We start from the raw sequence: 21,503 nt of genomic DNA, 5'->3' as shown, positions 1-21,503 counted from the left end.
CGCACTCCTCCCGGCTCGTCGTCCCCGCCCACACTAGCGAGCGACGCGCGCGCCGCACAGGCCGCGCGGCCTTCAGGTGGTGGGCGGGGCGGCGCCGACCAGCCACATCGAGAAGAACTGGGCGCCGCCGCCGTAGGCGTGGCCGAGCGCCCGGCGTGCGCCCGGCACTTGGTGCTCGCCGGCCCGGCCGCGGACCTGCAGGGCGGCTTCGGCGAAGCGGAGCATGCCGGAGGCTCCGATGGGGTTGGTGGACAGCACCCCGCCGGAGGGATTGACGGGCAGGTCTCCGTCGAGCGCGGTGGCGCCCGCCTCGGTGAGCTTCCAGCCCTCGCCCTCGGCGGCGAAGCCGAGGTTCTCCAGCCACATCGGCTCGTACCAGCTGAAGGGCACGTAGATCTCGGCGACGTCGATCTCGCGGCGCGGGTCGGTGATGCCGGCCTGGCGGTAGACGTCCGCCGCACAGTCCCGGCCGGCGAGCGGGGAGACGAAGTCCTTGCCGGCGAAGAGGGTGGGCTCGCTGCGCATGGCGCCGCCGTGCAGCCAGGCGGGCGGGTGCGGGGCCCGGGCGGCGCCGGCCCGGCCGGTGAGGACCATGGCGCAGGCGCCGTCGGAGGAGGGGCAGGTCTCGGAGTAGCGGACGGGGTCCCACAGCATGGGCGAGGAGCGCACCTTCTCCAGGGTGAGGCCGTGTTCGTGGAGGTGGGCGTAGGGGTTCTTCAGGGCGTTGCGGCGGTCCTTGTGGGCGACGAGGCTGCCGATGCCCTCGGGGGCCCCGGTGCGGCGGATGTAGGCGCGGACGTGCGGGGCGAAGAAGCCGCCGGCGCCGGCGAGGAGGGGCTGCTGGAAGGGGACGGGCAGGGACAGGGCCCACATGGCGTTGGACTCGGACTGCTTCTCGAAGGCGAGGGTGAGGACGGTGGTGTGGATGCGGGCCGCGACGAGGTTCGCTGCGACGAGCGCGGTCGAGCCGCCGACGGAGCCGGCGGTGTGCACGCGCAGCACGGGCTTGCCGGCGGCGCCGAGGGCGTCGGCGAGGTAGAGCTCGGGCATCATGACGCCCTCGAAGAAGTCGGGGGCCTTGCCGATGACGACGGCCTCGATGTCGGCCCAGTCCAGCCCGGCGTCCTCCAGGGCCCGTACGGCGGCCTCGCGGACGAGTCCGGCGAGGGAGACGTCGCGGCGGGCGGCGGCGTGGTGGGTCTGGCCGATGCCGACGACGGCGACGGGTTCGCTGCTCATGTGCGTGCTCCCTCCGGTTCCGCTGCCGGCTCCCCTTCCAGCACGGCGACGAGGTTCTGTTGCAGGCACGGGCCCGAGGTGGCGTGGGCCAGGGCCCGGTCCGAGGCGCCCCGGTGGATGCGGGCGGCCGCCTCGCCGAGGCGGATCAGGCCGGCGGCCATGACGGGGTCGGTGGCCGGGGTGCCGCCGGAGGGGTTGACGGTCACGGTGCCGTCCAGGCGCAGGGCGCGGCGCAGGACGGCTTCCTGCGCGGCGCAGGCCGTGTGGAGCTCGGCCGTGTCGACGGGGGCGTCGAAGGCGCCGGCGCGTTCGGCGGCCAGGCGGGTGGAGGGCGAGTCGGTGAGGTCGCGGAGGCCCAGGGCGTGGGACTCGATGCGGTGGTCGATGCCGCGGATCCAGGCGGGACGGGCGCACATGCGGCGGGCGGTGGCTCCGGCGGCGAGCACGACGGCGGCCGCGCCGTCGGTGACGGCCGGGGCGCCGGGGGCGGGCGGGGCGTCAGGGGTGGCCTCGTCCGTAAGCCCGGCGTCGATCAGGCCGGCGTCCAGGAGGGCCCGGGTCTGGAGGGCGGCCAGGGAGGCGGGGTCGGGCCACAGGGGGGCGACGTAGTAGGGGTCGAGCTGACGGGTGAGGACGTCCCGCAGGTCGCCGGAGGAGGGTTTTCCGTGGGCGTAGACGAGGGCGGTGTCGGCCTGGCCCGTGAGGATCTTCACCCACGCCTCGTAGAGCGCCCAGGCCCCGTCCATTTCCACGTGCGACTCGGCGACGGGCGGCCATGCGCCGACGCCGTCGAGGGCGAGGGTGAAGGAGAAGGGGCGGCCGGCGAGGTAGTCGCTCGACCCGGAGCAGGTGAAGTCCGCCTCGCCGGGGGCCAGTCCGGCCTGGTCCAGGGCGTCGTGGAGGACGGGCAGCAGCATCTCCGCCTCCGAGAGCCCGTCGGCGGGTCCGTGGTGCGCGCTCCGGGCGAAGGCGACGACGGCGACGTCGCGGGGCGTCACAGCAGCTCCTTGTAGGTGTCGTAGGCGGCGTCGGGCTCCGGGGCGGGCCGGTAGTGGTCGGGGTGGCGGCTTTCGTCGGTCCACACGGGTTCGACGCGCATGCCCATGCGCACCTCGTCGTAGGGGATGCCGCCGATGCGCGCGTGGAGGGCGAGGTCGGCGCCGTCGAGGGCGATGTGGGCGTAGACGTAGGGCACGTCGATGTCGAGGCCCTTGGCCTTGATGTTGACGACGCAGAAGGTGGTGACGGTGCCGCGCGGGCCGACCTCGACCTGTTCGGCGGTGGCGACGCCGCAGGTGGGACAGGCACCGCGGGGCGGTACGCACACCCTGCGGCAGGAGGGACAGCGCTCGCCGAGCGTCCGGCGGCCGGCCAGGGCGTGGAGGTAGCGGGTCTGGGCGCGGCCGGGTGCGTAGGTGTAGTCGAGGCGCGCGGGGGCGGTGAGGGTGGTGACGGGATCGGCGAACGCGCCGCTGTGCGGTGTCGCGCCGGTGGTGGCGGTGCCGTCGTACGGTTCGAAGCAGGCGATGTCGGTGACCGCGCCCTCGCGGTGGGGGGCCCAGCGGATCCGTACCCGCATGCCGGTGCGCACGGCCCCGGCGTCCGGCGCGTCGAGGGCGTGCAGCAGGGCGGTGTCGGCTCCGTCGAGGCGCACCAGCGCCCAGGCGAAGGGGGTGCGCAGGGGCTGGCGGTGGCGGGGGGCGGGGTTCCACGCCCAGGTGGTGACCGTGCCGGTGGTGCCGACCTCGACGAGGTCGCGGATCTCCTCGGCGGTGACGGGGTCGTACTCGACGGGTGGGACGAGCACCCGGCCGTCCCGGGTGCGCACGCCCAGGACGGTGCGTTCGCGCAGTCCGGTGAGGAAGGCGCTCTGGACGGGGCCGAGGGAGCGGGTGAAGGGGAAGGCGACGACGAGCGGGGCGGTGAGGTTTTCCGGCACCGGTGTCTCCTCCCTCAGGCGCGCCGGTAGACGGCGGGCCGTTTCTCGGCGAAGGCGCGGGCGCCCTCGCGGGCGTCGGCGGTGTCGAAGACGGGGCGGCCGCGTTCGAGTTCGAGGGCCAGGGCCCGGGTCTCGTCCAGGCCGGCGGTGTCGTGGACGCACGCCTTGACGGCCTCGACGGCGAGGGGGCCGTTGGCGTTGACGAGGGCGGCGGTCTCCAGGGCACGCTCCAGGGCGGTGCCGTCCGGGACGACGTGTCCGATCAGGCCGATGCGCGCGGCTTCGGCGGCGGTGTACGCACGGCCGGTGAGGAGCATTTCGAGGGCGTGCGTGCGCGGGATCTGCCGGGGCAGCCGGACGGTGGAGCCGCCGATGGGGAACAGGCCGCGGCGCACTTCGAAGAGACCGAAGGTGGCGCTCTCGCCGGCGATGCGGATGTCGGTGCCCTGGAGGATCTCGGTGCCGCCGGCGACGCAGGGCCCTTCGACGGCGGCGATGACGGGCTTGCGCGGCCGGTGATGGCGGAGCATGGCCTTCCAGTGGAGGTCGGGGTCGGCCTTGAAGCGCTCGCGGACGGGGTCGTCCGCCGCGTCGCGGGCCGCCAGGGCCTTGAGGTCCATGCCGGAACAGAAGGCTCCGTCGGCGCCGGTGAGGACGACGGAGCGGATGGCGTCGTCGGCGTCGGCGAGGAGCCAGCCGTCGTGGAGGCCGGCCAGCATCGGCAGGGAGAGCGCGTTCCTCGCCTCCGGCCGGTTCAGGGTGAGTACGAGCGTCGCTCCGGCGCGCTCCACGGTGAGGTGTTCGGTGCCGCCCATGGCTGTCCTCCCGTCGTGAGACCAGAACAGCGTGCAGGAGGCGGGGGTGCGGTTCAATAGTTTTCTGACAACCCGTCAGTTTTCTTGCCGTCCGGCCTTCCGCCCGGTGCCCGGCGGCGCTCCAATGACCTCCATGGACTACAACCTCGCGGACCTCTTCGAGTCGGTCGTCGACGCGGTGCCCGGCCGGGAGGCCCTGGTCCACCTCGACCACCCGGGCGGCGGAGCCGAGCGCAGGCTGACGTACGCCGGGCTCGACGCGGCCGCCAACCGGCTCGCCCACCACCTGCGCGACAGCGGCATCGCACCGGGCGAGCACGTGGGCCTCCACCTGTACAACGGCGTCGGGTACCTCCAGGCGCTCTTCGCCTGTCTGAAGATCCGGGCCGTTCCCGTCAACGTCAACTACCGGTACGTGGAGGACGAGCTCGCCTATCTCTACCGCGACGCCGACCTGGTGGCACTGGTCTTCGACGCCGAGTTCACGGGCCGGGTGGCGGCGGCCCTCCCGCGCGCCGGCCGGCTGCGCCACCTGGTGCGTACGGGCACTCCGCCCGCGGGCGTGCCCGTACCGCGCATTCCGCCCGTTCCCCTGGCGGACGCCGTGGCGGCGGCTTCGCCGGAGCGGGACTTCGCCCCGCGCTCGGGCGACGACCGGTTCCTGATCTACACGGGCGGGACCACCGGCATGCCCAAGGGCGTCGTGTGGCGGCAGGAGGACCTCTTCTTCTCCGGGCTCGGCGGCGGGGCGCCGACGGGCGAGCCGGTGAAGCGGCCGGAGGAGCTGGCCGAGCGGGTCGCCGCGGGCGGCCCGGGACTGGTGTTCTTCCCCACCGCGCCGCTCATGCACGGCACGTCCACGCTCACCGCCCTCATCGGCTTCGGCTTCGGGCAGAAGGTGGTCCTGCACCGTAAGTTCACCGCCGAGGAGGTGCTGCGGACGGTCACGCGGGAGCGGGTCACGAGCCTCTCCCTGGTCGGCGACGCGATGCTGCGCCCGCTGGTGGACACCCTGGCGGGGCCGCTGCGGGGCACGGACTGCTCGTCGCTGCTGAGCGTGAGCAGTTCGGGGGCGATCCTGTCGGAGACCGTGCGCGCGCAGTTCGCCGCGCTGCTGCCGGGGGTGCGGCTGCTGAACAACTTCGGCTCCTCGGAGTCGGGGTTCAACGGCACCGCCACCGAGGACGCGGGGGCGGACCGGGGCTTCCGGCTGCGCGTCAACGACCGTACGACCGTCGTCGACCCGGTCACGCACCGGCCGGCCGCGCCCGGCGAGACGGGGCGGATCGCCCAGCGCGGCCACGTGCCGCTCGGCTACTACAACGACCCGCAGAAGACCGCCGAGACCTTCTTCACCGCGCGCGGCGAGCGCTGGGTGCTGCTCGGGGACCTGGCGACGGCCGGCGCGGACGGTGTGATCACCGTCCTCGGCCGGGGCTCGCAGTGCATCAACACCGGCGGGGAGAAGGTGTTCCCGGAGGAGGTCGAACAGGCCCTCAAGGCGCATCCGGCGGTGTACGACGCGCTGGTGGCCGGCGTCCCGGACGCCCGCTGGGGCCACCGCGTCGCGGCGGTCGTCCAGCCGCGCGACGGGGTCGAACCACCCACCCTGGCCGCTCTGCAGGAGCACTGCCGGGCCCGGCTCGCGGGGTACAAGGTGCCGCGCAGCATGGTCCTCGCCGAGCGCATCCAGCGCTCGCCCAGCGGCAAGGCGGACTACCGGTGGGCCAAGGCGGTGGCCGCCCGGCGCTCCCCGGAAACCACTCGTGCGGGTGATCCCCAGCCGCCTGTGAGCCCTTGACGTCCGGTGCCGGCCCGGAAAATACTTGATCCCGGCGAATCTACCGAACGATCGGTCGGGTGACGGAGCGGGGGCGACGGACGATGACGGACCATCACCACGATGGCCTGCGGGGCGGTCTGGGGGACGGCTTGGAGGACGGCCTGGAGGTCGGCCTGGACGCGGCGGAGCGGATGCCCCGCGCGGAGCTGGAGGAGCTGCAACTGCAGCGGCTGAGAGCGACGTTGCGGCACGCCTACGACAACGTCCCCTTCCACCGGCGGTCCTTCGACGCCGCCGGGCTGCGGCCCGAGGACTGCCGCACGCTCGGCGACCTCGCCCGCTTCCCGTTCACCACCAAGGACGGCCTGCGCGCGCAGTACCCGTACGGCATGTTCGCCGTCCATCCCTCGCGGGTGCGGCGCCTGCACGCCTCCAGCGGCACCACCGGCACACCGACCGTCGTCGGGTACACCCAGGGCGACCTGGACGTGTGGGCCGAGGTCGTCGCCCGCTCCCTCCGCGCGGCCGGCGCCCGCCCCGGCGACCGGGTGCACGTCGCCTACGGCTACGGCCTGTTCACCGGCGGGCTGGGCGCGCACTACGGCGCCGAGCGGCTCGGCTGCACGGTGATCCCGGCCTCCGGCGGCATGACCGCCCGTCAGGTCCGTCTCATCACGGACCTGCGCCCCGACATCATCATGGTCACGCCGACGTACATGCTCACCCTGCTCGACGAGTTCGAGCGCCAGGGGCTCGACCCCCGTGCCACGTCCCTGCGTGCGGGCGTCTTCGGTGCCGAGCCCTGGACGGAGGAGATGCGCCGGGAGATCGAGGAGCGCTTCGCGATCGACGCCGTGGACATATACGGCCTTTCCGAGGTCATCGGGCCCGGCGTCGCGCAGGAGTGCGTGGACGCGAAGGGCGGACTGCACGTCTGGGAGGACCACTTCTACCCGGAGATCGTGGACCCGTTGACGGGAGAGGTCCTGCCCGACGGTGCGCACGGCGAGCTGGTGTTCACCTCGCTCACCAAGGAGGCCATGCCCGTCGTCCGCTACCGCACCCGCGACCTGACCCGGCTGCTGCCCGGCACTGCCCGCGCCTTCCGGCGCATGGAGAAGATCACCGGCCGCTGCGACGACATGATCATCCTGCGCGGGGTGAACCTCTTCCCCGCGCAGATCGAGGAGATCGTGCTGACCGTCCCCGGGGTCTCGCCCCACTTCCAGTTGCGCCTGACCCGCGAGGGGCGGATGGACCACCTGACCGTACGGGCCGAGGCCCGCCCGGCCGCGACGCCGGAGCAGCGCACGGCGGCCGCCGGGGAGATAGCCCGGCGGGTCAAGGACGGCATCGGGGTGTCGGTCGGGGTCGAGATCGTCGACCCGGAGACCCTGGAGCGCTCCGTGGGCAAGCTCAAGCGAATCGCCGACGAGCGGACGGCCCCTGCCCCGCACGAGTGAACCCTGCGGCCGCCGACCGCGTCACGAAAGGCGTCCGCATCCTCCTTCCTCACAAGGGAGTTCGCCTTGCTCCTTCGTCACCGCTTAAGAGCGCTGACCGTCACCGGACTCGCCCTGCTGACCGGCGTGAGCGCCCTGCCGGCCACGGCAGCCGCCACCCCGGCACCGGACGGTGCGCTCCGGCCGTCCGGCGGCGGCCTCTCCGCCGTGATCCGCTACACCGAGTACGGCATACCGCACATCGTCGGCCAGGACTACGCGCACCTCGGCTTCGGCAACGGCTGGGCGCAGGCCGCCGACAACGTCTGCGAGCTCGCGGGCGGCTTCGTCACCCTGCGCGGCGAGCGCTCGCTGGTCTTCGGCGCCGACGGTCCGGTCGACGCGGCCATGTCCTCGGCGGGCGACAACCTCTCCAGCGACCTGTTCTTCCGCGGCATCAACGACGCCCGGACGGTGGAGAAGCTCCTCGACCAGCCCGCCCCGCGTGGGCCGGGCAAGCAGGCCAAGGAGCTGGCGCGCGGCTGGGCGGCGGGCTACAACGCCTGGCTGCGGCAGAACCGCATCACCGACCCCGCCTGCCGCGGCAAGGACTGGGTCCGTCCGGTCACCGCCCTCGACGTCGCCAAGCGCGGCTACGCCATCACGCTGCTGGGCGGCGAGGGGCAGGCCGCCGACGGCATCACCGGCGCCCGGCCCCCGGCCGGGAAGGCCGTGGCCCGGCCGTCGGCCGGCGCGGCGAAGCCGGACCTGGCGGCCGCGGCCCGCAGGTTCTTCGACCGCGAGAACGCCGCCATGGGGTCGAACGCGGTGGCCTTCTCGGGCGCGACCACCGCCGACGGGCGGGGCCTGCTCCTGGGCAACCCGCATTACCCCTGGTCGGGCGGCCGCCGCTTCTGGCAGTCGCAGCTGACCATCCCCGGCGAGCTGAACGTCTCCGGCGCCTCGCTGCTCGGCCTCCCGGTCACCTCCATCGGCCACAACGGCGACATGGCCTGGAGCCACACCGTCTCCACGGGCGTGCCGATGAGCGTGTACGAGCTGAAGCTCAAGCCCGGCGACCCGTACACCTACCTGGTGGACGGCAAGGCCGAGCGGATGACCGGCCGGACGGTCACCGTCACCGTGCGCGGCAAGGACGGCAGGCCGGAGAAGGTCAGCCGCACCCAGTGGCGGACGCGCTTCGGCCCGGTGATCAGCGGGCTGGACAAGGACCTCCCCCTGCCCTGGACGGCCGCGTCCGCGTTCGCCCTGGTCGACCCCAACGCCGCCAACCTCCGTTTCCTGGACGCCTCCCTGGGGCTGAGCAAGGCGCGCTCGGTGCGGGACGCCCGGGCAGCGCTGGACCGCGCCCAGGGGCTGCCCTGGGTCAACACGGTCGCCGCCGACTCCGGGGGCCACAGCCTCTACACCCAGGCGCAGGTCCTGCCACGCGTCACCGACGAGCTCGCCCGCCGCTGCTCCACCCCCGCCGGGCAGCAGACCTTCCCCGCGGCGGGCCTGGCCATCCTGGACGGCTCACGCGGCGCCTGCGCCCTCGGCAAGGACGCCGACGCCGTCCAGCCGGGCGTCTTCGGCCCCAGGTCCATGCCGACGCTGGTCGACGCCCCGTATGCCGAGAACTCCAACGACAGCGCCTGGCTGGCCAACGCGGACCGGCCGCTCACCGGCTACCCGCGCATCTTCGGCGACGTCGCCACGCCGCGCTCCCTGCGCACCCGGGGCGCCGTCGAGGACGTCTCCGCCCTGGCCGGTCGTGGCGGGCTCACCGTGGACGACCTGCAGAAGCACCAGTTCCGCAACCGCGTGCCCGCCGGTGACCTGGCCGCCGCCGACGCGGCGAAGGCGTGTGCCGCGCTGCCGGGCGGCACGGCCACCGACAGCAAGGGGGCGACCGTCGACGTCTCGGCGGCGTGCGGTGTGCTCGCCCGCTGGGACCGGACCATGAACACCGGCAGCAGGGGCGCCCTGCTCTTCGACCGCTTCTGGCGCACGCTGACCGCCGGAGGACAGGAGGAGGTCTGGCGGGTCCCCTTCGATCCCCGGAAGCCCGTGACCACACCGAACACCCTCAACACCCGGGGCCCGGCCTTCGCCCGTTCCCTGGCCGACACGGTCGCCCAGCTGCGGGCGGCGGGCATCGCCCTCGACGCCCCTCTGGGTGAGCACCAGTTCGTCGTGCGCAACGGCAAGCGCATACCCGTTCCCGGGGGCGGGCTGGGCGTGTGGAACATGATCGTCGCCCCCTGGGACGCCGCCCGCGGCGGCTACACCGACGTGGTGCACGGCTCCAGCTACCTCCAGGCCGTCGGCTTCGACGGCAAGGGATGCCCCGTGGCCCGTACGCTCCTGACGTACAGCCAGTCGGCCGACCCCGGCTCGCCGCATTTCAGCGACCAGACCGAGCTGTTCTCGGCCGGGCGCATGGTGCAGGGCCGGTTCTGCGAGAAGGACATCCTGTCCTCGCCGCAGCTGAGGGTGATACGGGTCAGCGAGCGCTGAGCCCCGCCCGCCCGGTCGACGGGGTGCACCGCGCGGCTCGCGCGGTGCACCCCTGGTCGTGCCGCCCGGTGGCCCTCAGCCGGGTCAGACGTCTATCTGGATCGCTTCCATGCGGCGGGACTGGCCCGTGGTGCCGACGGTGACGGGGTTGCCGCGGACGGCGTGCTGCCAGCCGATGCCCTCCAGATGGGCCCGGGCCGAGACGGAGCCGGAGGCCACACTGATGTGGAGGGCCTCCATCCGCCGGGACTGGCCGGTGGTGCCCGCGACGACGTTCTGGAAGTCGCCGCCGCAGCGCGTGCCCTGCCAGCCGATGTCGGCGAGGTGGGCGTTGAGGCACACCCCGCCGACGTTGCCCACGGCGACCTCGATGGCCTCCATGCGGCGCGACTGGCCCGTGGTGCCGGCGACGCTGCCGTCGCAGACGGCCGGCAGCCAGCCGAGCTCGGCCACGTGGACGCGGTAACAGACGATTCTGCCGGCCGCGACGCCGCGCTTGGCGACTTCGGCCTTCACCGCGTCGGCCGCGGTGCCGGTGGCGCCGGACCGGGCGGTGTCTCCGGTCGTCCGTGCCTCTGCGGTGGCGGTGCCCGTGAGGCCCAGTACGGCCGCGGCGGACAGGGCCAGCAGTGCCTTGCTGCTCTTGGTGACGAAGCCGTTCACAGCGGTCTCCTCCTGTTGTCGGTCGGACCGCCGTCCTGTCTAGCGAGCCCCGGGAGGGCGCAATACCCCCGTGCCCGGCATCGGCCGGGAACCGCCGTGGAGCGGCGGGCTCCGCACCGGCGGGAAAGAGTCACCTCGCGCGCTCACGGCCCCGCCAGTACGGCTCGCGCAGCCGGCGTTTGTAGAGCTTGCCGTTGGGGTCGCGGGGCATGTCCGCGATGAACTCCACCGACCTGGGGCGCTTGTAGCCGGCCAGCAGGCCCGCACAGTGCTCCAGGAGGGCGGTGGCCAGGGCCTCGTCCGGCCGGTGCCCCTCGGCGGGCTCCACGACGGCCTTGACCTCCTCGCCCCAGTCGTCGTGCGGGACGCCGAAGACGGCGGCGTCGGCGACGGCCGGGTGGGCCAGGAGCGCGGCCTCGACCTCGGCGGGGTAGATGTTGACGCCGCCCGAGATGATCAGATCGATCTTGCGGTCGTGGAGGAAGAGGTAGCCGTCCTCGTCGAGGCGGCCCAGGTCTCCGACGGTGAAGAAGTCGCCGACCCGGCTGCGCTCGGTCTTGGCGGCGTCCTTGTGGTAGGTGAAGCGGCCGGTGGTCATCCGCAGGTAGACGGTGCCGACCTCACCGGCGGGCAGGGCCTTGCCCTCGTCGTCGAGCACGGCGAGTTCGCTGATGGGCCAGGCCCGGCCGACCGTGCCCGGCCTGCGCAGCCACTCCTCGGCGGTGGCGAAGGCGCCGCCGCCCTCGCTGGCCGCGTAGTACTCCTCGACGCAGGTGCCCCACCAGTCGATCATGGCTCGTTTCACGTGCTCCGGGCAGGGGGCGGCGCCGTGCAGGGCGTGCTGCATGGAGGAGACGTCGTAGCGCTCGCGCACGTCGTGCGGCAGGGCGAGCAGGCGCTGGAACTGGGTGGGCACCATGTGGGTGTGCGTGCACCGGTGGGTGTCGATCAGGCGCAGCATCTCCTGGGGCGTCCACTTGTCCATCACCACCAGCCGGTGCCCGATGTGCAGGGACGCGGCGGCGAACTGCAGCACGGCCGTGTGGTAGAGCGGCGAGCAGACCAGGTGGACGTTGCCGCCGGACGGCCGGATGCCGAAGATGCCGAGGAAGCCGCCGAGATGGCTCTCCTCGGGCGGGCGGCCGGTCAGGGGGCGGCGGACGCCGCGGGGGCGCCCGGTGGTGCCGGAGGTGTAGTTCATGACCCAGCCGAGGGTGCGGTCCGGCGGCGGGGTGCCGGGCTGCCCGTCGAGGAGCGCGGCGTACGGGCGGAAGCCGGGGATGTCGCCGACGGCGTACCGCCGGGCGGCGGGCAGGCCCGCCTCGTCGGCGGCGGCTGCGGCGGCCGCGCCCCAGCGCTCGTGCGCGATGAGCACCTTGGCGCCGGAGTCGGCGACGATCCAGGCGATCTCCGCCGCGAGGAGGTGGTGGTTGACGGGCACCAGGTAGAAGCCCGCCTGGGTGGCGGCGAGATGGGCCGTGAGGAACTCGGCGCCGTTGGGCAGGACGGTGGCGAAGGCGTCGCCCTCGCGGAGGCCGGCGGTGCGGAGGGCGTGGACGAGGCGGTTGGCTTCGGCGTGCAGGCGGCCTGCGGTCCAGCCGTCGCCCTGCGGGGTGATCAGGACGATGCGGCCGGGGTTCTCGGCAGCCTGGGCCCAGAAGCCGTTGGTCTTTTCCGTCATGACGGGGTGTCCTCCTGGGGCGCGTCGCAGGCTGCGGCTCGGTGGGGGGCGTTGTGCCCGCCCTTTCCGTCCTGCGGAACGATGGCCCTCAACCGCTCCACCGCCCGTTCGAAGCCCCTCGTCAGGTCGTCGACCACCGCCTGCACGCTCCGTACCGTCTCCATCCGTCCCACGATCTGGCCCACCGGTGTGCCCAGCAGGGGCAGGGCCTCGTACTTCTGGATGCGGGTGAGGGCTTCGGCGACGAGCAGGCCCTGGAGCGGCATGGGCAGGGGGCCGGGGCCGGCCGGGTCGTCCCAGGCGTCGGTCCAGGCGGTGCGCAGCTGGCGGGCGGGCTTGCCGGTGAGGGCCCTGGAGCGGACGGTGTCCCCGGATCCGGCGGCGAGGAGCTTGGCGGTCAGGGCCCGGGAGGGCAGGGCGGCCTCCTCGGTGGTGAGCCACAGGGAGCCGAGCCAGACGCCCTGGGCGCCCAGGGCGAGGCCGGCGGCGATCTGTTCCCCGCTGCCGATGCCGCCGGCGGCCAGGACGGGCAGGGGGGCGACGGCCCGTACGACCTCGGGGGTCAGCACCATGGTGGCGATCTCCCCGGTGTGGCCGCCGGCTTCGTAGCCCTGGGCGACGACGATGTCGACGCCCGCGTCCGCGTGGCGGGTGGCGTGCCGGGCGCTGCCGGCGAGGGCGGCGACGAGGGTGCCGTGGCGGTGGGCGCGGTCGACGACGTCGGCGGGGGGCGGGCCGAGGGCGTTGGCCAGGAGCTTGACCGGGTAGTCGAAGGCGACGTCCAGCTGGGTGCGGGCCACCTCCTCCATCCATCCGGTGATGCGCCACCCGGACGGATCGCCGTCGGCGAGGGCGGGCACGCCGTACCGGGCGAGGGTCTCCTGGACGAAGCGGCGGTGGCCGGGCGGGATCATCGCCTCGACGTCGGCCTCGGTGACGCCCTCGGCCTTCTGCGCGGGCATGACGACGTCCAGCCCGTACGGCCGGCCGTCGGTGTGCGCCTCCATCCAGTCGAGGTCGCGCGCGAGGTCGCCGGGGGCGCGGTAGCGCACCGCGCCCAGGACGCCGAACCCGCCGGCGCGGCTGATGGCGGCGGCCACCGTGGGGAAGGGAGTGAAACCGAAGAGGGCGTGCTCGATGCCCATCCGGCTGCTCAGCTCGGTCCGCATGGGCGGCAGGATGCCGCAGCGGCCCGGGGGAAGGAACCCGGCAGCACCATTTTTCTGACGTAGTGTCAGATCTGTCCGGGGTGGCTGCGGGGGGAACGGGTCCGGCGCAACGCCGCGACCTGCCGGTACAGTTCGACGGCCTCCGCGGAGCGGCCCAGCTGCTCCAGGCAGTGCGCCTCGTCCTGCCGGCTGGCCAGGGCGTCGGGGTGGTCCGCGCCCAGCACCCGCTGGCGGGCCTGGGCGACGTCACGGTAGACGGCCAGGGCGTCGGTCCAGCGGCCGAGCCAGCCGAGCCCGACCGCCACCTCGCGGCGGCTGACGAGCGTGTCGGGGTGGTCCGCGCCCAGCACCCGGGCGCGGATCGCGCAGACGTCGCGCGCCTCGGCCAGGGCCTCCTCCCAGCGGCCCAGGCGGCCGAGGTTGACGCCCAGGCCGTGCCGGGCGCGCAAGGTGTCGGGGTGGGCCGCGCCCTGGGCCCGGGTGCGGTCCTCGACCAGTTCGCGGTAGAGCTCCAGGGCCTCCGCGCTGCGGCCCAGCCGGCCCAGGCAGATGCCCGCCTCGTAGCGGGCGGCGAGCGTGTCGGCCTCGTCGGGGCCGAGCACCCGGGCCCGGGCGGTGGCCACTTCCTGATACGTGCGCAGCGCCTCCGTCCAGCGGCCGAGCTGGCCGAGCGCGTAGCCGACCTCGTAGCGGGTGACGAGGGTGTCCGGGTGCTCGGGGCCCAGGACGCGGGCGCGCGCGGCCGCGACGTCGCGGGCCATGCTGTACGAGTCCTCCAGCCGGCCCAGTCTGCTCAGGTTGAAGGCCAGGTTGTGGCGACAGCGCAGGGTGTCCGGGTGGTCGGTGCCCATCACGCGCTCCCGGGCGGCGAGCACGGCGGTGTACACCTGGTGGGCCTCGAAGTGGCGGCCCAGCTGCCCGAGGACGTAGGCCGTCTCCTGGCGGGCGGCGAGGGTGTCCGGGTGGTCGGGGCCGAGCACCCGCTCACGGCCCGCGGCCGTCCGCGCGAACTCGCGCAGCGCGTCGCGCGGCTGCCCCAGCCGGCTGAGGGCGAAGCCGACCTCGTAGCGGCTGGCGAGCGTGTCGGGGTGGTCGGGGCCGAGGAGGCGTTCGCGCTCGGCCGCGACGGCCTGTTGCACCTCGCCCGCCTCGGCCCACCGGTCCAGGCGGGCGAGCCGCAGTCCCTCGCTGTGCCGTCCGGCGAGGTCGGCGACCAGCCCCGGGGGCGGCCGTTCGGTCGCCGCCGGGGCGGGTGCGGTCCCGCGCGCCGGGATGCCGGCCGGGCCCTCGGCCCCTTCGTCCCAGGGGCCGGTCCAGGAGCCGGTCAGCGCGGCGGAGGGGTCGGGAGGGGGCTGCAGCGAACCGGTGCCGGCAGCCTTGGAACCGGTGGTCATGTTCCGCGCCCAGCCCGGCAGCCGGGGCGGCTCAGGCAGCCGGGCCGAGGCCCGTACGGGCCGGGGGCGCTCCTCGGGCAGGGTGCGGCGCGGGGGCGCGCCCGCCCGGTACGGGGGCATGGCGGCGATGCGCCGGACCAGCTCGGCGGCGTCCTCCGGCCGGTCGTCGGGCTCCTTGGCCAGCAGGTCGAGGACGATGTCCTCGAAGGGCACGGGCAGCTCCGGCCGCGTCTCGCGCGGCGGCCGCGGCGGGGTGTCGCGGTGGCCGACGAGCACGGCCCACGCGTCGTCCATGTCGAAGGGCGGCGCGCCGGTGGCGAGCTCGTACAGCACGCAGCCCAGCGAGTACAGGTCGCTGCGGTGGTCGACGTTCCCGGCGCCGATCTGTTCGGGCGACATGTAGTGCGGGGTGCCCATGGCGATGCCGGTGCCGGTGAGCCGGGTGGAGAAGCCGATGTCGTGGGCCAGGCGCGCGATGCCGAAGTCGCATATCTTCACGGTGCCGTCGGCGACGCGGACGATGTTGGCGGGCTTGAGGTCGCGGTGCACGATGCCCTGTCGGTGGGTGTAGGCCAGGGCGGCGCCGACCTGCTCGGCGATCTCGATGACCTCGGGCACGGGCAGCGGGTGCTGTTTGTTGTCCTCCAGCAGCTGGCTGAGGTTGCGGCCGTCGAGGAGCTCCATGACGAGGTAGAGCACGCCCTCGGACTCGCCGAAGTCGTGCACGACCGTGATGCCGCGGTGCTGCAGGGAGGCGGCGACGCGGGCCTCGCGCCGGAACCGTTCGCGCAGCACCCGAAGGTAGGACGGTTCGTGCTGACGTCCCATGGGTTTGAGGCACTTGACAGCCACCTGGCGGCCCAGCGATTCGTCGCGGGCCCGCCACACCTCGCCCATCCCGCCCCGCCCGATCAGGTCGAGCAGCTGGTACCGGCCCTGGATCAGCCTGGTGTCCGCCATGCTGTGCCGCCGCCCCCGTCGTTTGGCTCCGCCTCCCCCGGCCCCTCAAGTATGGCGGCCCCTCAGTGCGGCTTGTAGCCCGACGGACGGCCGCCCGACCCGAACCTGCGGCGGCCGGGCCCGGAAGGATGACGTGGAGGGGTGTGACGCCGCGATGTGGCGGGGCGTCACCGGAGTCCCGGCGCAACGCAGAGACCGGCGTCCAGGCGCGCCCCGTTCCGTCCGAGGTGCCCCGCCTCGGCGGGACCGGCCGGCCGCGCCATGAATTCAGGGGGCTGTGCACGCAAGGAGGAGATGGACAACGCAGCGCCGACAGTGACTTCGGACCCGGAAAGAAAAACGTAAGCAGCCAAGTAAATTCACTACCCAGCGGAATCCGACGAGACCCGCACATCCCACGCCAGAGGTGGTCATGGGTGAAACAATGCAACGCATTTGGCAGACCTCACCGGACCGCGGGGCGAGTCAATTCTTGCGCAACGTCACACCCACGGTCCGGTCAACGGATACCGCGCCCGGAAGCTAGCCGACCAGCCGGCATCCCGACGGCGGGTCGTGCATCGGTACGGGGCGCACCACCCACTCCGCTCGGCGTGACACGCACCGGGGCGGAAGGCGCTGGCGCGGGGCTGCGGTCAGGGTCGTCATGCTTCTTTCCATGCAGGCCAAGGCGGGGGAGAGCTTCTTCGCCATGATCCGGCACGGTGCGGGCCGAAGACATCCTCCGCTCGCATTACCCGGCTCCCCCGTACGGCGGAGGCGGCCGTACCGCTCGTACGACCAGAGGGGTCAGCCGTCCGGCCCAGGTCTGCGCGCCCGCCGCCGCGACCCTGAGCCCAACCATGCGGTAGATAGCGCGAATTGATCGTCGTACCCATAACTGCTCAGCACACGTATCAGCGACCGAGATCGCGATTTGGCAGGAAGCTGACGACCTCACCGAAGGGGCTCCGAGGACAAGCGGAATGCGGCACAGACTGGATTCCCGCCCTCCCTCCCCCTTTACCGAGGAAAGAAATGACGACCATCCCTCAGAGCACGGCGACGGACGCCTTTCAAGCACCAGCCAGGTCCGATTCCATCGGCTCGGAGACAGCCACCGTAGAAATCGTTGTGCCCGTGTACAACGAGGAACGGGCCCTGCCCGGCTGCTTACGCACCCTGCACTCGCGGCTGACGAACGAGTTCCCCTTCCCGTGGCGCATCACGGTCGCCGACAACGCCAGCACCGACCGGACACTGGAAACAGCACACCGTCTCGCCCGTGAGCTGCCCGGCGTCCGGGCCGTGCACCTGGACCGCAAGGGCCGCGGGCTCGCGCTGCGGACCGTGTGGAGCGCGAGTGACGCGGACATCGTCGCCTACATGGATGTGGACCTGTCCACCGGCCTTGACGGGCTGCTGCCTCTGATCGCCCCCCTGGCCAGCGGCCACTCCGACCTGGCCATCGGCAGCCGGCTGGCGCCGGGCGCCCGCACCGTGCGCGGCCCGCGTCGCGAGTTCATCTCCCGCTGCTACAACAGACTGATCCGGCTGTCGCACGGTGCCCGGTTCAGCGACGCACAGTGCGGATTCAAGGCCGGCCGCACAGAGGTGCTGCGGCCCCTCCTTCGGGCGACGCGCGACGACGCGTGGTTCTTCGACACGGAACTACTGCTCCTGGCCGAGCACAACAGGCTGCGCATCCACGAGGTACCGGTCGACTGGGTGGAGGACGTGGACACCAGGGTCGACGTGGTGAGCACCGCGACCGACGACCTGCGGGGGCTGTGGCGCATGGCCCGGCTGAGGGCGTCGGGCGCCGCCACGGTGGAGCTGCCCCGGCGGCCCGAACCGGCCGCCGAACACCCCGATGCGGTCCTCGCCCCCGCCTCCTCCCGCTCCACGCTCTCGTGGGAGCTGGGCTGCTTCATCGCGATCGGCGTCCTCTCGACCGCCGGCCAGGCACTGTTGTACTGGCTTCTGCGCTCCTGGTGGTCGCCCGCACTCGCGAACCTGGTCTCCCTGTTCGTACTCACCTTGTTGAACACGGAAGCCAACCGGCGGCTGACCTTCCGTCATTCCGCCACCACTCCCGCTCGTGCTCATCTCGGCGCCGGCAGCCTCTTCCTGCTCGGCTACCTGATCACCACGGCCTCCGTGATGGGCTTCAAGCACGTCAATCCCGGCGCCTCGGCGGCCGCGGAGACCGCGGTGCTGGCCGTATCGTCCGCCGTGGTGACCGTCGTCCGGTTCACAGCGCTACGGCTCGCCGTCTTCCGCAGCACCCGACGACACACCACCCGATGAAGGCGGATCCCGTCATGAGCAACTCCGCTCCCACTCTCCCCCCCACCTCCGTGGAAGACCGGTCCGCGCCGATGCGTGCTCGTTCCCTGCCCGCCTGGTCGGCGCCCGCGGCTCTCGGTGGCATCCTCGTCCTTGCCGCCCTGCTGTACGGGTGGGCTCTGGGATCCCTGGGCTGGAGCAACTTCTACTACTCGACCACGGCGAAGTCGATGGGCGGCAGCTGGGCCAATTTCCTGCTGGGCTCCTACGACCCGGCCGGTGTGATCACCGTCGACAAACCGCCTGCCGCGCTGTGGCCCCAGGTCGTCAGCTCCAAGATCTTCGGGCTGCACGGGTGGGCCCTGGTCCTGCCGCAACTGCTCGAAGGTGTGGCCGCGGTGCTGGTACTGCACCGCACCGTCCGGCGCTGGGCTGGTGAGGGCGCGGGACTGCTCGCCGCCCTGGTGCTCACGCTCACCCCGATCACCGTGGCCATCAACCGCGACAACAACCCTGACACCCTGCTGGTCCTCCTGCTGGTCTCGGCCGCCTACGCGCTCACCCGGGCCCTGCAGGCGAGCGCGGCATCCGCGGAGGGGCGGGCGGCGACGCTGTGGCTGTGCGCGAGCGGTTTCCTGATCGGCTGCGGCTTCCTGACCAAGATGCTGGCTGCCTGGATGGTGGTCCCCGCCTTCGCAGCCGCCTGGCTCATCGGCGCTGCAGGCACCTGGGCCTCCCGCCTGTGGCGGCTGCTGGCGGCGGGCGCGGTTCTGGCCGTCTCGTCACTGTGGTGGATCGCGATGTTCTCGCTGTGGCCCGGCGATCGTCCGTACATGGGTGGCAGCAAGGACGGCTCGGCCTGGGATCTGGTGATCGGCTACAACGGGCTCGGCCGGATCTTCGACTCCAAGGGAGCCGGCATGCAGGGGGCCGGCGCGTCATTCGGCGGCACGGCCGGTGTCACGCGTCTCTTCAACCAGCAGGTCGCCGGGCAGATCAGCTGGCTGCTTCCCACCTGTGCCGTCGCGCTGGCCGTGGCGGTGGCCGGGGCGGTGCTGCGCCGCCGCGGCGGCCTGAGAGCCGATGCGGTGCTGCCCGGCTACGGGTGGGTGCTCTGGGGAATGTGGCTCGTCGTGTGCGGGGCACTGTTCTCGACTCAGAAGGGCGTCTTTCACCCCTACTACACCACTGAGCTCGCCCCGGCGATCGCCGCGCTGTGCGGGGGGCTGGCGTCCGCGCTCGCTCGCGCCCATCGGGCGGGGGCGCGCTGGGTGGCCGTGGTCGCCCCGGCCGCTGTCGCCGTGACGACCGCCTGGGCCGCGGTGATCATCCGCCGCTCGCCGGACTGGCACGGCTGGCTCGTGTGGCCGGTGCTCGCCGCCGGCTGCGTCGCCGTCGCCCTGCTCCTCGTCTTCCGGCTGCGGGGCCGGGCACTGCCGGCCGCACTCGCGTGCACCGTGGGGGCGGTCCTCCTGGCGCCCGCGGCATGGTCGGTGAGCGTTCCCGGGTCGGAGCAGGCGCTGGGCGGGCTCAACCCGATGGCAGGGCCGCCGGCGATGCAGCCCGTCCCCTACAGCCTTACGGAACTCACCAGCACTCAGCGCAAGATCCTTGACTATGTATCCGAGCAGGCGGGCACCGCACGGATCACCCTGGCCGTCGAACGCGGGGCCATGCTCACCACCCCGTACATCTTGGGCAGCGATAAAACGGTCATCGGGATGGGCGGTTTCACCGGTGACGACAACGCGCCGTCCATTGCACAACTGGAAAAGTGGATCAAGCGGGGCGAACTGCGCTACACCGTGGGCGCGGACAAGGGCGCGCCGGGTCCCCGTACGTTCACCGAACGCACCGAGTGGATCAGCCGGAATTGTGCCAAGGTTCCTCCAGCGGCTTACGGTGTTCAGCCCGGCGCCTCGTCGAAGGGGACCGGCGGCCCTGCGATGGGGCTGTGGGACGACGTCGTGCTGTACGACTGCGCTCCCAGGTGACCGGGGTTCCGGGGGGCGGTCGCCGTCCCCCGAGCCCTTGAGGCGCGTGCCGCCCTGCGGAATGCGACCGCCGGGGCGAGACATCCTCTTCCCTGCCGCCCGACATTCACGGTGCGGCCGACAGCGTCGGCCGCACTCGCGCGACCCTTCCGGCCGCCCGGGGTGACGTGTGCTGCCGGGAGGGGACTCGAGGCCGGAGCAATCCGACGACTGAAGCCGAAGTCACCACCGTTCAGCGGCGTACCCTGGGCATGCCCAGGCCGATCCAGGAGATGATCTCCCGCTGGATCTCGTTGTTGCCGCCGCCGAAGGTGAAGATGACGGCGCTGCGGTAGCCGCGCTCCAGCTCGCCGCGGAGGACCGCGCCCGCGGAACCCTCCTTGAGAGGGCCGGCCGCGCCCAGGACCTCCATCAGCCAGGCGTAGGCCGCCCGGCGCGCCTCGGAGCCGTAGACCTTGACCGCCGAGGCGTCCTGCGGGGTCAGGGCGCCGCGCTGGAGGGCGTCGACCATCCGCCAGTTCAGCAGCCGCATCGCGTCCAGCTGCACGTGGGTGCGGGCGAGGAGGCCGCGCACCCAGCCGAGGTCGGCGACGCGGCGGCCGTCGGCGAGCTTGGTGGCGGCGGCCCAGTCGCGGACGTCGCGCAGGGCCCGGATGGCGGTGGCGCCGTGGGCGGCGAGGGTGACGCGCTCGTGGTTGAGCTGAGTGGTGATCAGGCGCCAGCCCTGGTTCTCCCCGCCGACCCGGCGGGAGAGGGGGACGCGGACGTTCTCGTAGTGGCTGGCGGTGGTGTCGTGCGAGGCCAGCGTGTTGATCAGGGTGCAGGAGTAGCCGGGGTCGCTGGTCGGGACGAGGAGGATGCTGATGCCCTTGTGCGGCGGAACGCCTTCCGTCACGGGGGCGGTGCGGACGGCGAGCCAGACCCAGTCGGCGGTGTCGCCGTTGGTGGTCCAGATCTTCTGCCCGTTGACCACGTACGCGTCGCCGTCGCGCACCGCCCGGGTGGTGAGGGAGGCGAGGTCGGTGCCGGCGCCGGGCTCGCTGTAGCCGATGGCGAAGTCCAGCTCGCCGGAGAGGATGCCCGGGAGGAAGGCCGCCTTCTGCTCGTCGGTGCCGAACCGCATGAGGGTGGGGCCGACCGTGTTGAGCGCCATGAGCGGCAGCGGCACTCCGGCCTGGGCGGCCTCGTCGAAGAAGATGAACTGCTCGACGGGGGTCATCCCACTGCCCCCGTACTCCTTCGGCCAGCCCACGCCGAGGCGGCCGTCCGCGCCCAGGCGGCGGACGGTCCGCCGGTAGAACCGCTTCCGCTCGGCCGCGTCGGCGTGGCGCGCGGACGCCTCGTCGGGCACCAGATCCGCGAAGTAGGCGCGCAGTTCGGCCCGTAACCGCTGCTGCTGCGGGGTGTACTGGAGATCCACGGCCCCTCCATGTGGTCGCCGGCGGTCCCTGTGGGTGCGGGCGGACACGGTAGAGCGCGGTGCGGCAATACGGAAGGCACGCGCGGCCGTGGGCGGGCGCGTGCCCGGGCGACGCGAAGGGCGGACCCCCGGAAGGGGGTCCGCCCTGGTCGTGCGCTGCTGCGCGGAAGGCCGTGCCGCGGCCTCAGCGCCCCGCGTGCCGGCGGTGCCGCCCGC

13 protein-coding genes and 1 pseudogene are annotated in these 21,503 nt (G+C 73.3%); 5 read left to right on the top strand and 9 right to left on the bottom strand.

The genetic code is table 11. From position 1 onward, the window contains the following. Positions 1 to 72 precede the first annotated feature (72 nt). From LE181_RS25020 to LE181_RS25005, 4 genes are read right to left on the bottom strand one after another with little or no spacing between them, the layout of a single operon-like run. Positions 73 to 1,239, bottom strand: a complete 1,167-nt coding sequence (locus LE181_RS25020) for a thiolase family protein (RefSeq protein WP_225663752.1) — start codon at positions 1,237 to 1,239, stop codon at positions 73 to 75. Continuing rightward, the gene (locus LE181_RS25015; protein ID WP_225663751.1) at positions 1,236 to 2,237 is read right to left on the bottom strand and encodes a thiolase family protein; all 1,002 of its coding nucleotides are present in this window, start codon (positions 2,235 to 2,237) and stop codon (positions 1,236 to 1,238) included. The genes LE181_RS25020 and LE181_RS25015 overlap by 4 nt, the downstream gene beginning before the upstream one ends. After that, a complete protein-coding gene (locus LE181_RS25010) occupies positions 2,234 to 3,178 on the bottom strand; it encodes an OB-fold nucleic acid binding domain-containing protein (RefSeq protein WP_225663750.1) in 945 nt (314 codons plus the stop codon). The genes LE181_RS25015 and LE181_RS25010 overlap by 4 nt, the downstream gene beginning before the upstream one ends. Before the next feature lie 14 nt (positions 3,179 to 3,192). Beyond that, positions 3,193 to 3,993 carry a crotonase/enoyl-CoA hydratase family protein gene (locus tag LE181_RS25005; protein ID WP_225663749.1) on the bottom strand — a complete coding sequence of 267 codons (801 nt, stop codon included), beginning with the start codon at positions 3,991 to 3,993 and terminating at the stop codon, positions 3,193 to 3,195. 133 nt (positions 3,994 to 4,126) lie between these two features. Between LE181_RS25005 and LE181_RS25000 the strand changes: the two genes are divergently transcribed. From LE181_RS25000 to LE181_RS24990, 3 genes are all read left to right on the top strand, one after another. Beyond that, positions 4,127 to 5,794, top strand: coding sequence for an acyl-CoA synthetase (locus tag LE181_RS25000; RefSeq protein WP_225663748.1), 1,668 nt, complete (start codon positions 4,127 to 4,129; stop codon positions 5,792 to 5,794). Between the two features lie 173 nt (positions 5,795 to 5,967). Then, a complete protein-coding gene (gene paaK / locus LE181_RS24995; protein WP_225663766.1) occupies positions 5,968 to 7,239 on the top strand; it encodes a phenylacetate--CoA ligase PaaK in 1,272 nt (423 codons plus the stop codon). A gap of 66 nt (positions 7,240 to 7,305) precedes the next feature. After that, a complete protein-coding gene (locus tag LE181_RS24990) occupies positions 7,306 to 9,738 on the top strand; it encodes a penicillin acylase family protein (protein ID WP_225663747.1) in 2,433 nt (810 codons plus the stop codon). An 84-nt stretch (positions 9,739 to 9,822) separates the two neighbouring features. Here LE181_RS24990 and LE181_RS24985 read toward each other — a convergent pair whose 3' ends face one another. From LE181_RS24985 to LE181_RS24970, 4 genes and pseudogenes are all read right to left on the bottom strand, one after another. Then, on the bottom strand, positions 9,823 to 10,401 hold the full coding sequence (locus LE181_RS24985) for a hypothetical protein (protein WP_225663746.1): 579 nt from the start codon (positions 10,399 to 10,401) through the stop codon (positions 9,823 to 9,825). Between the two features lie 130 nt (positions 10,402 to 10,531). Next, on the bottom strand, positions 10,532 to 12,082 hold the full coding sequence (locus LE181_RS24980) for an acyl-CoA synthetase (protein WP_225663745.1): 1,551 nt from the start codon (positions 12,080 to 12,082) through the stop codon (positions 10,532 to 10,534). Between the two features lie 62 nt (positions 12,083 to 12,144). After that, positions 12,145 to 13,251: pseudogene (locus LE181_RS24975) on the bottom strand (NAD(P)H-dependent flavin oxidoreductase); the annotation flags it as partial. A gap of 65 nt (positions 13,252 to 13,316) precedes the next feature. Beyond that, on the bottom strand, positions 13,317 to 15,605 hold the full coding sequence (locus LE181_RS24970) for a serine/threonine-protein kinase (protein WP_225663743.1): 2,289 nt from the start codon (positions 15,603 to 15,605) through the stop codon (positions 13,317 to 13,319). A gap of 1,017 nt (positions 15,606 to 16,622) precedes the next feature. On the opposite strand from LE181_RS24970, the gene LE181_RS24965 reads away from it, so the two are divergent. Both LE181_RS24965 and LE181_RS24960 read left to right on the top strand, forming a co-directional pair. Then, positions 16,623 to 17,894: a bifunctional glycosyltransferase family 2/GtrA family protein gene (locus LE181_RS24965; RefSeq protein ID WP_225663742.1), complete on the top strand. Its 1,272-nt coding sequence runs from the start codon at positions 16,623 to 16,625 to the stop codon at positions 17,892 to 17,894. A 71-nt stretch (positions 17,895 to 17,965) separates the two neighbouring features. Then, positions 17,966 to 19,867, top strand: coding sequence for an ArnT family glycosyltransferase (locus LE181_RS24960; protein WP_225663741.1), 1,902 nt, complete (start codon positions 17,966 to 17,968; stop codon positions 19,865 to 19,867). Positions 19,868 to 20,099: 232 nt separating this feature from the next. On the opposite strand, the gene LE181_RS24955 is transcribed toward LE181_RS24960, so the two are convergent. Next, positions 20,100 to 21,287 (bottom strand): acyl-CoA dehydrogenase family protein, encoded by a 1,188-nt coding sequence (locus tag LE181_RS24955; protein WP_225663740.1) that lies wholly within the window; start codon positions 21,285 to 21,287, stop codon positions 20,100 to 20,102. Positions 21,288 to 21,503: the final 216 nt, after the last annotated feature.

Origin of the sequence: Streptomyces sichuanensis (assembly GCF_020328095.1) — a bacterium.
Lineage (GTDB): Bacteria > Actinomycetota > Actinomycetes > Streptomycetales > Streptomycetaceae > Streptomyces > Streptomyces cinnamoneus.
Note: the sequence above shows the minus strand (reverse complement) of the source record. Positions and strands in the feature narration are given on the sequence as shown.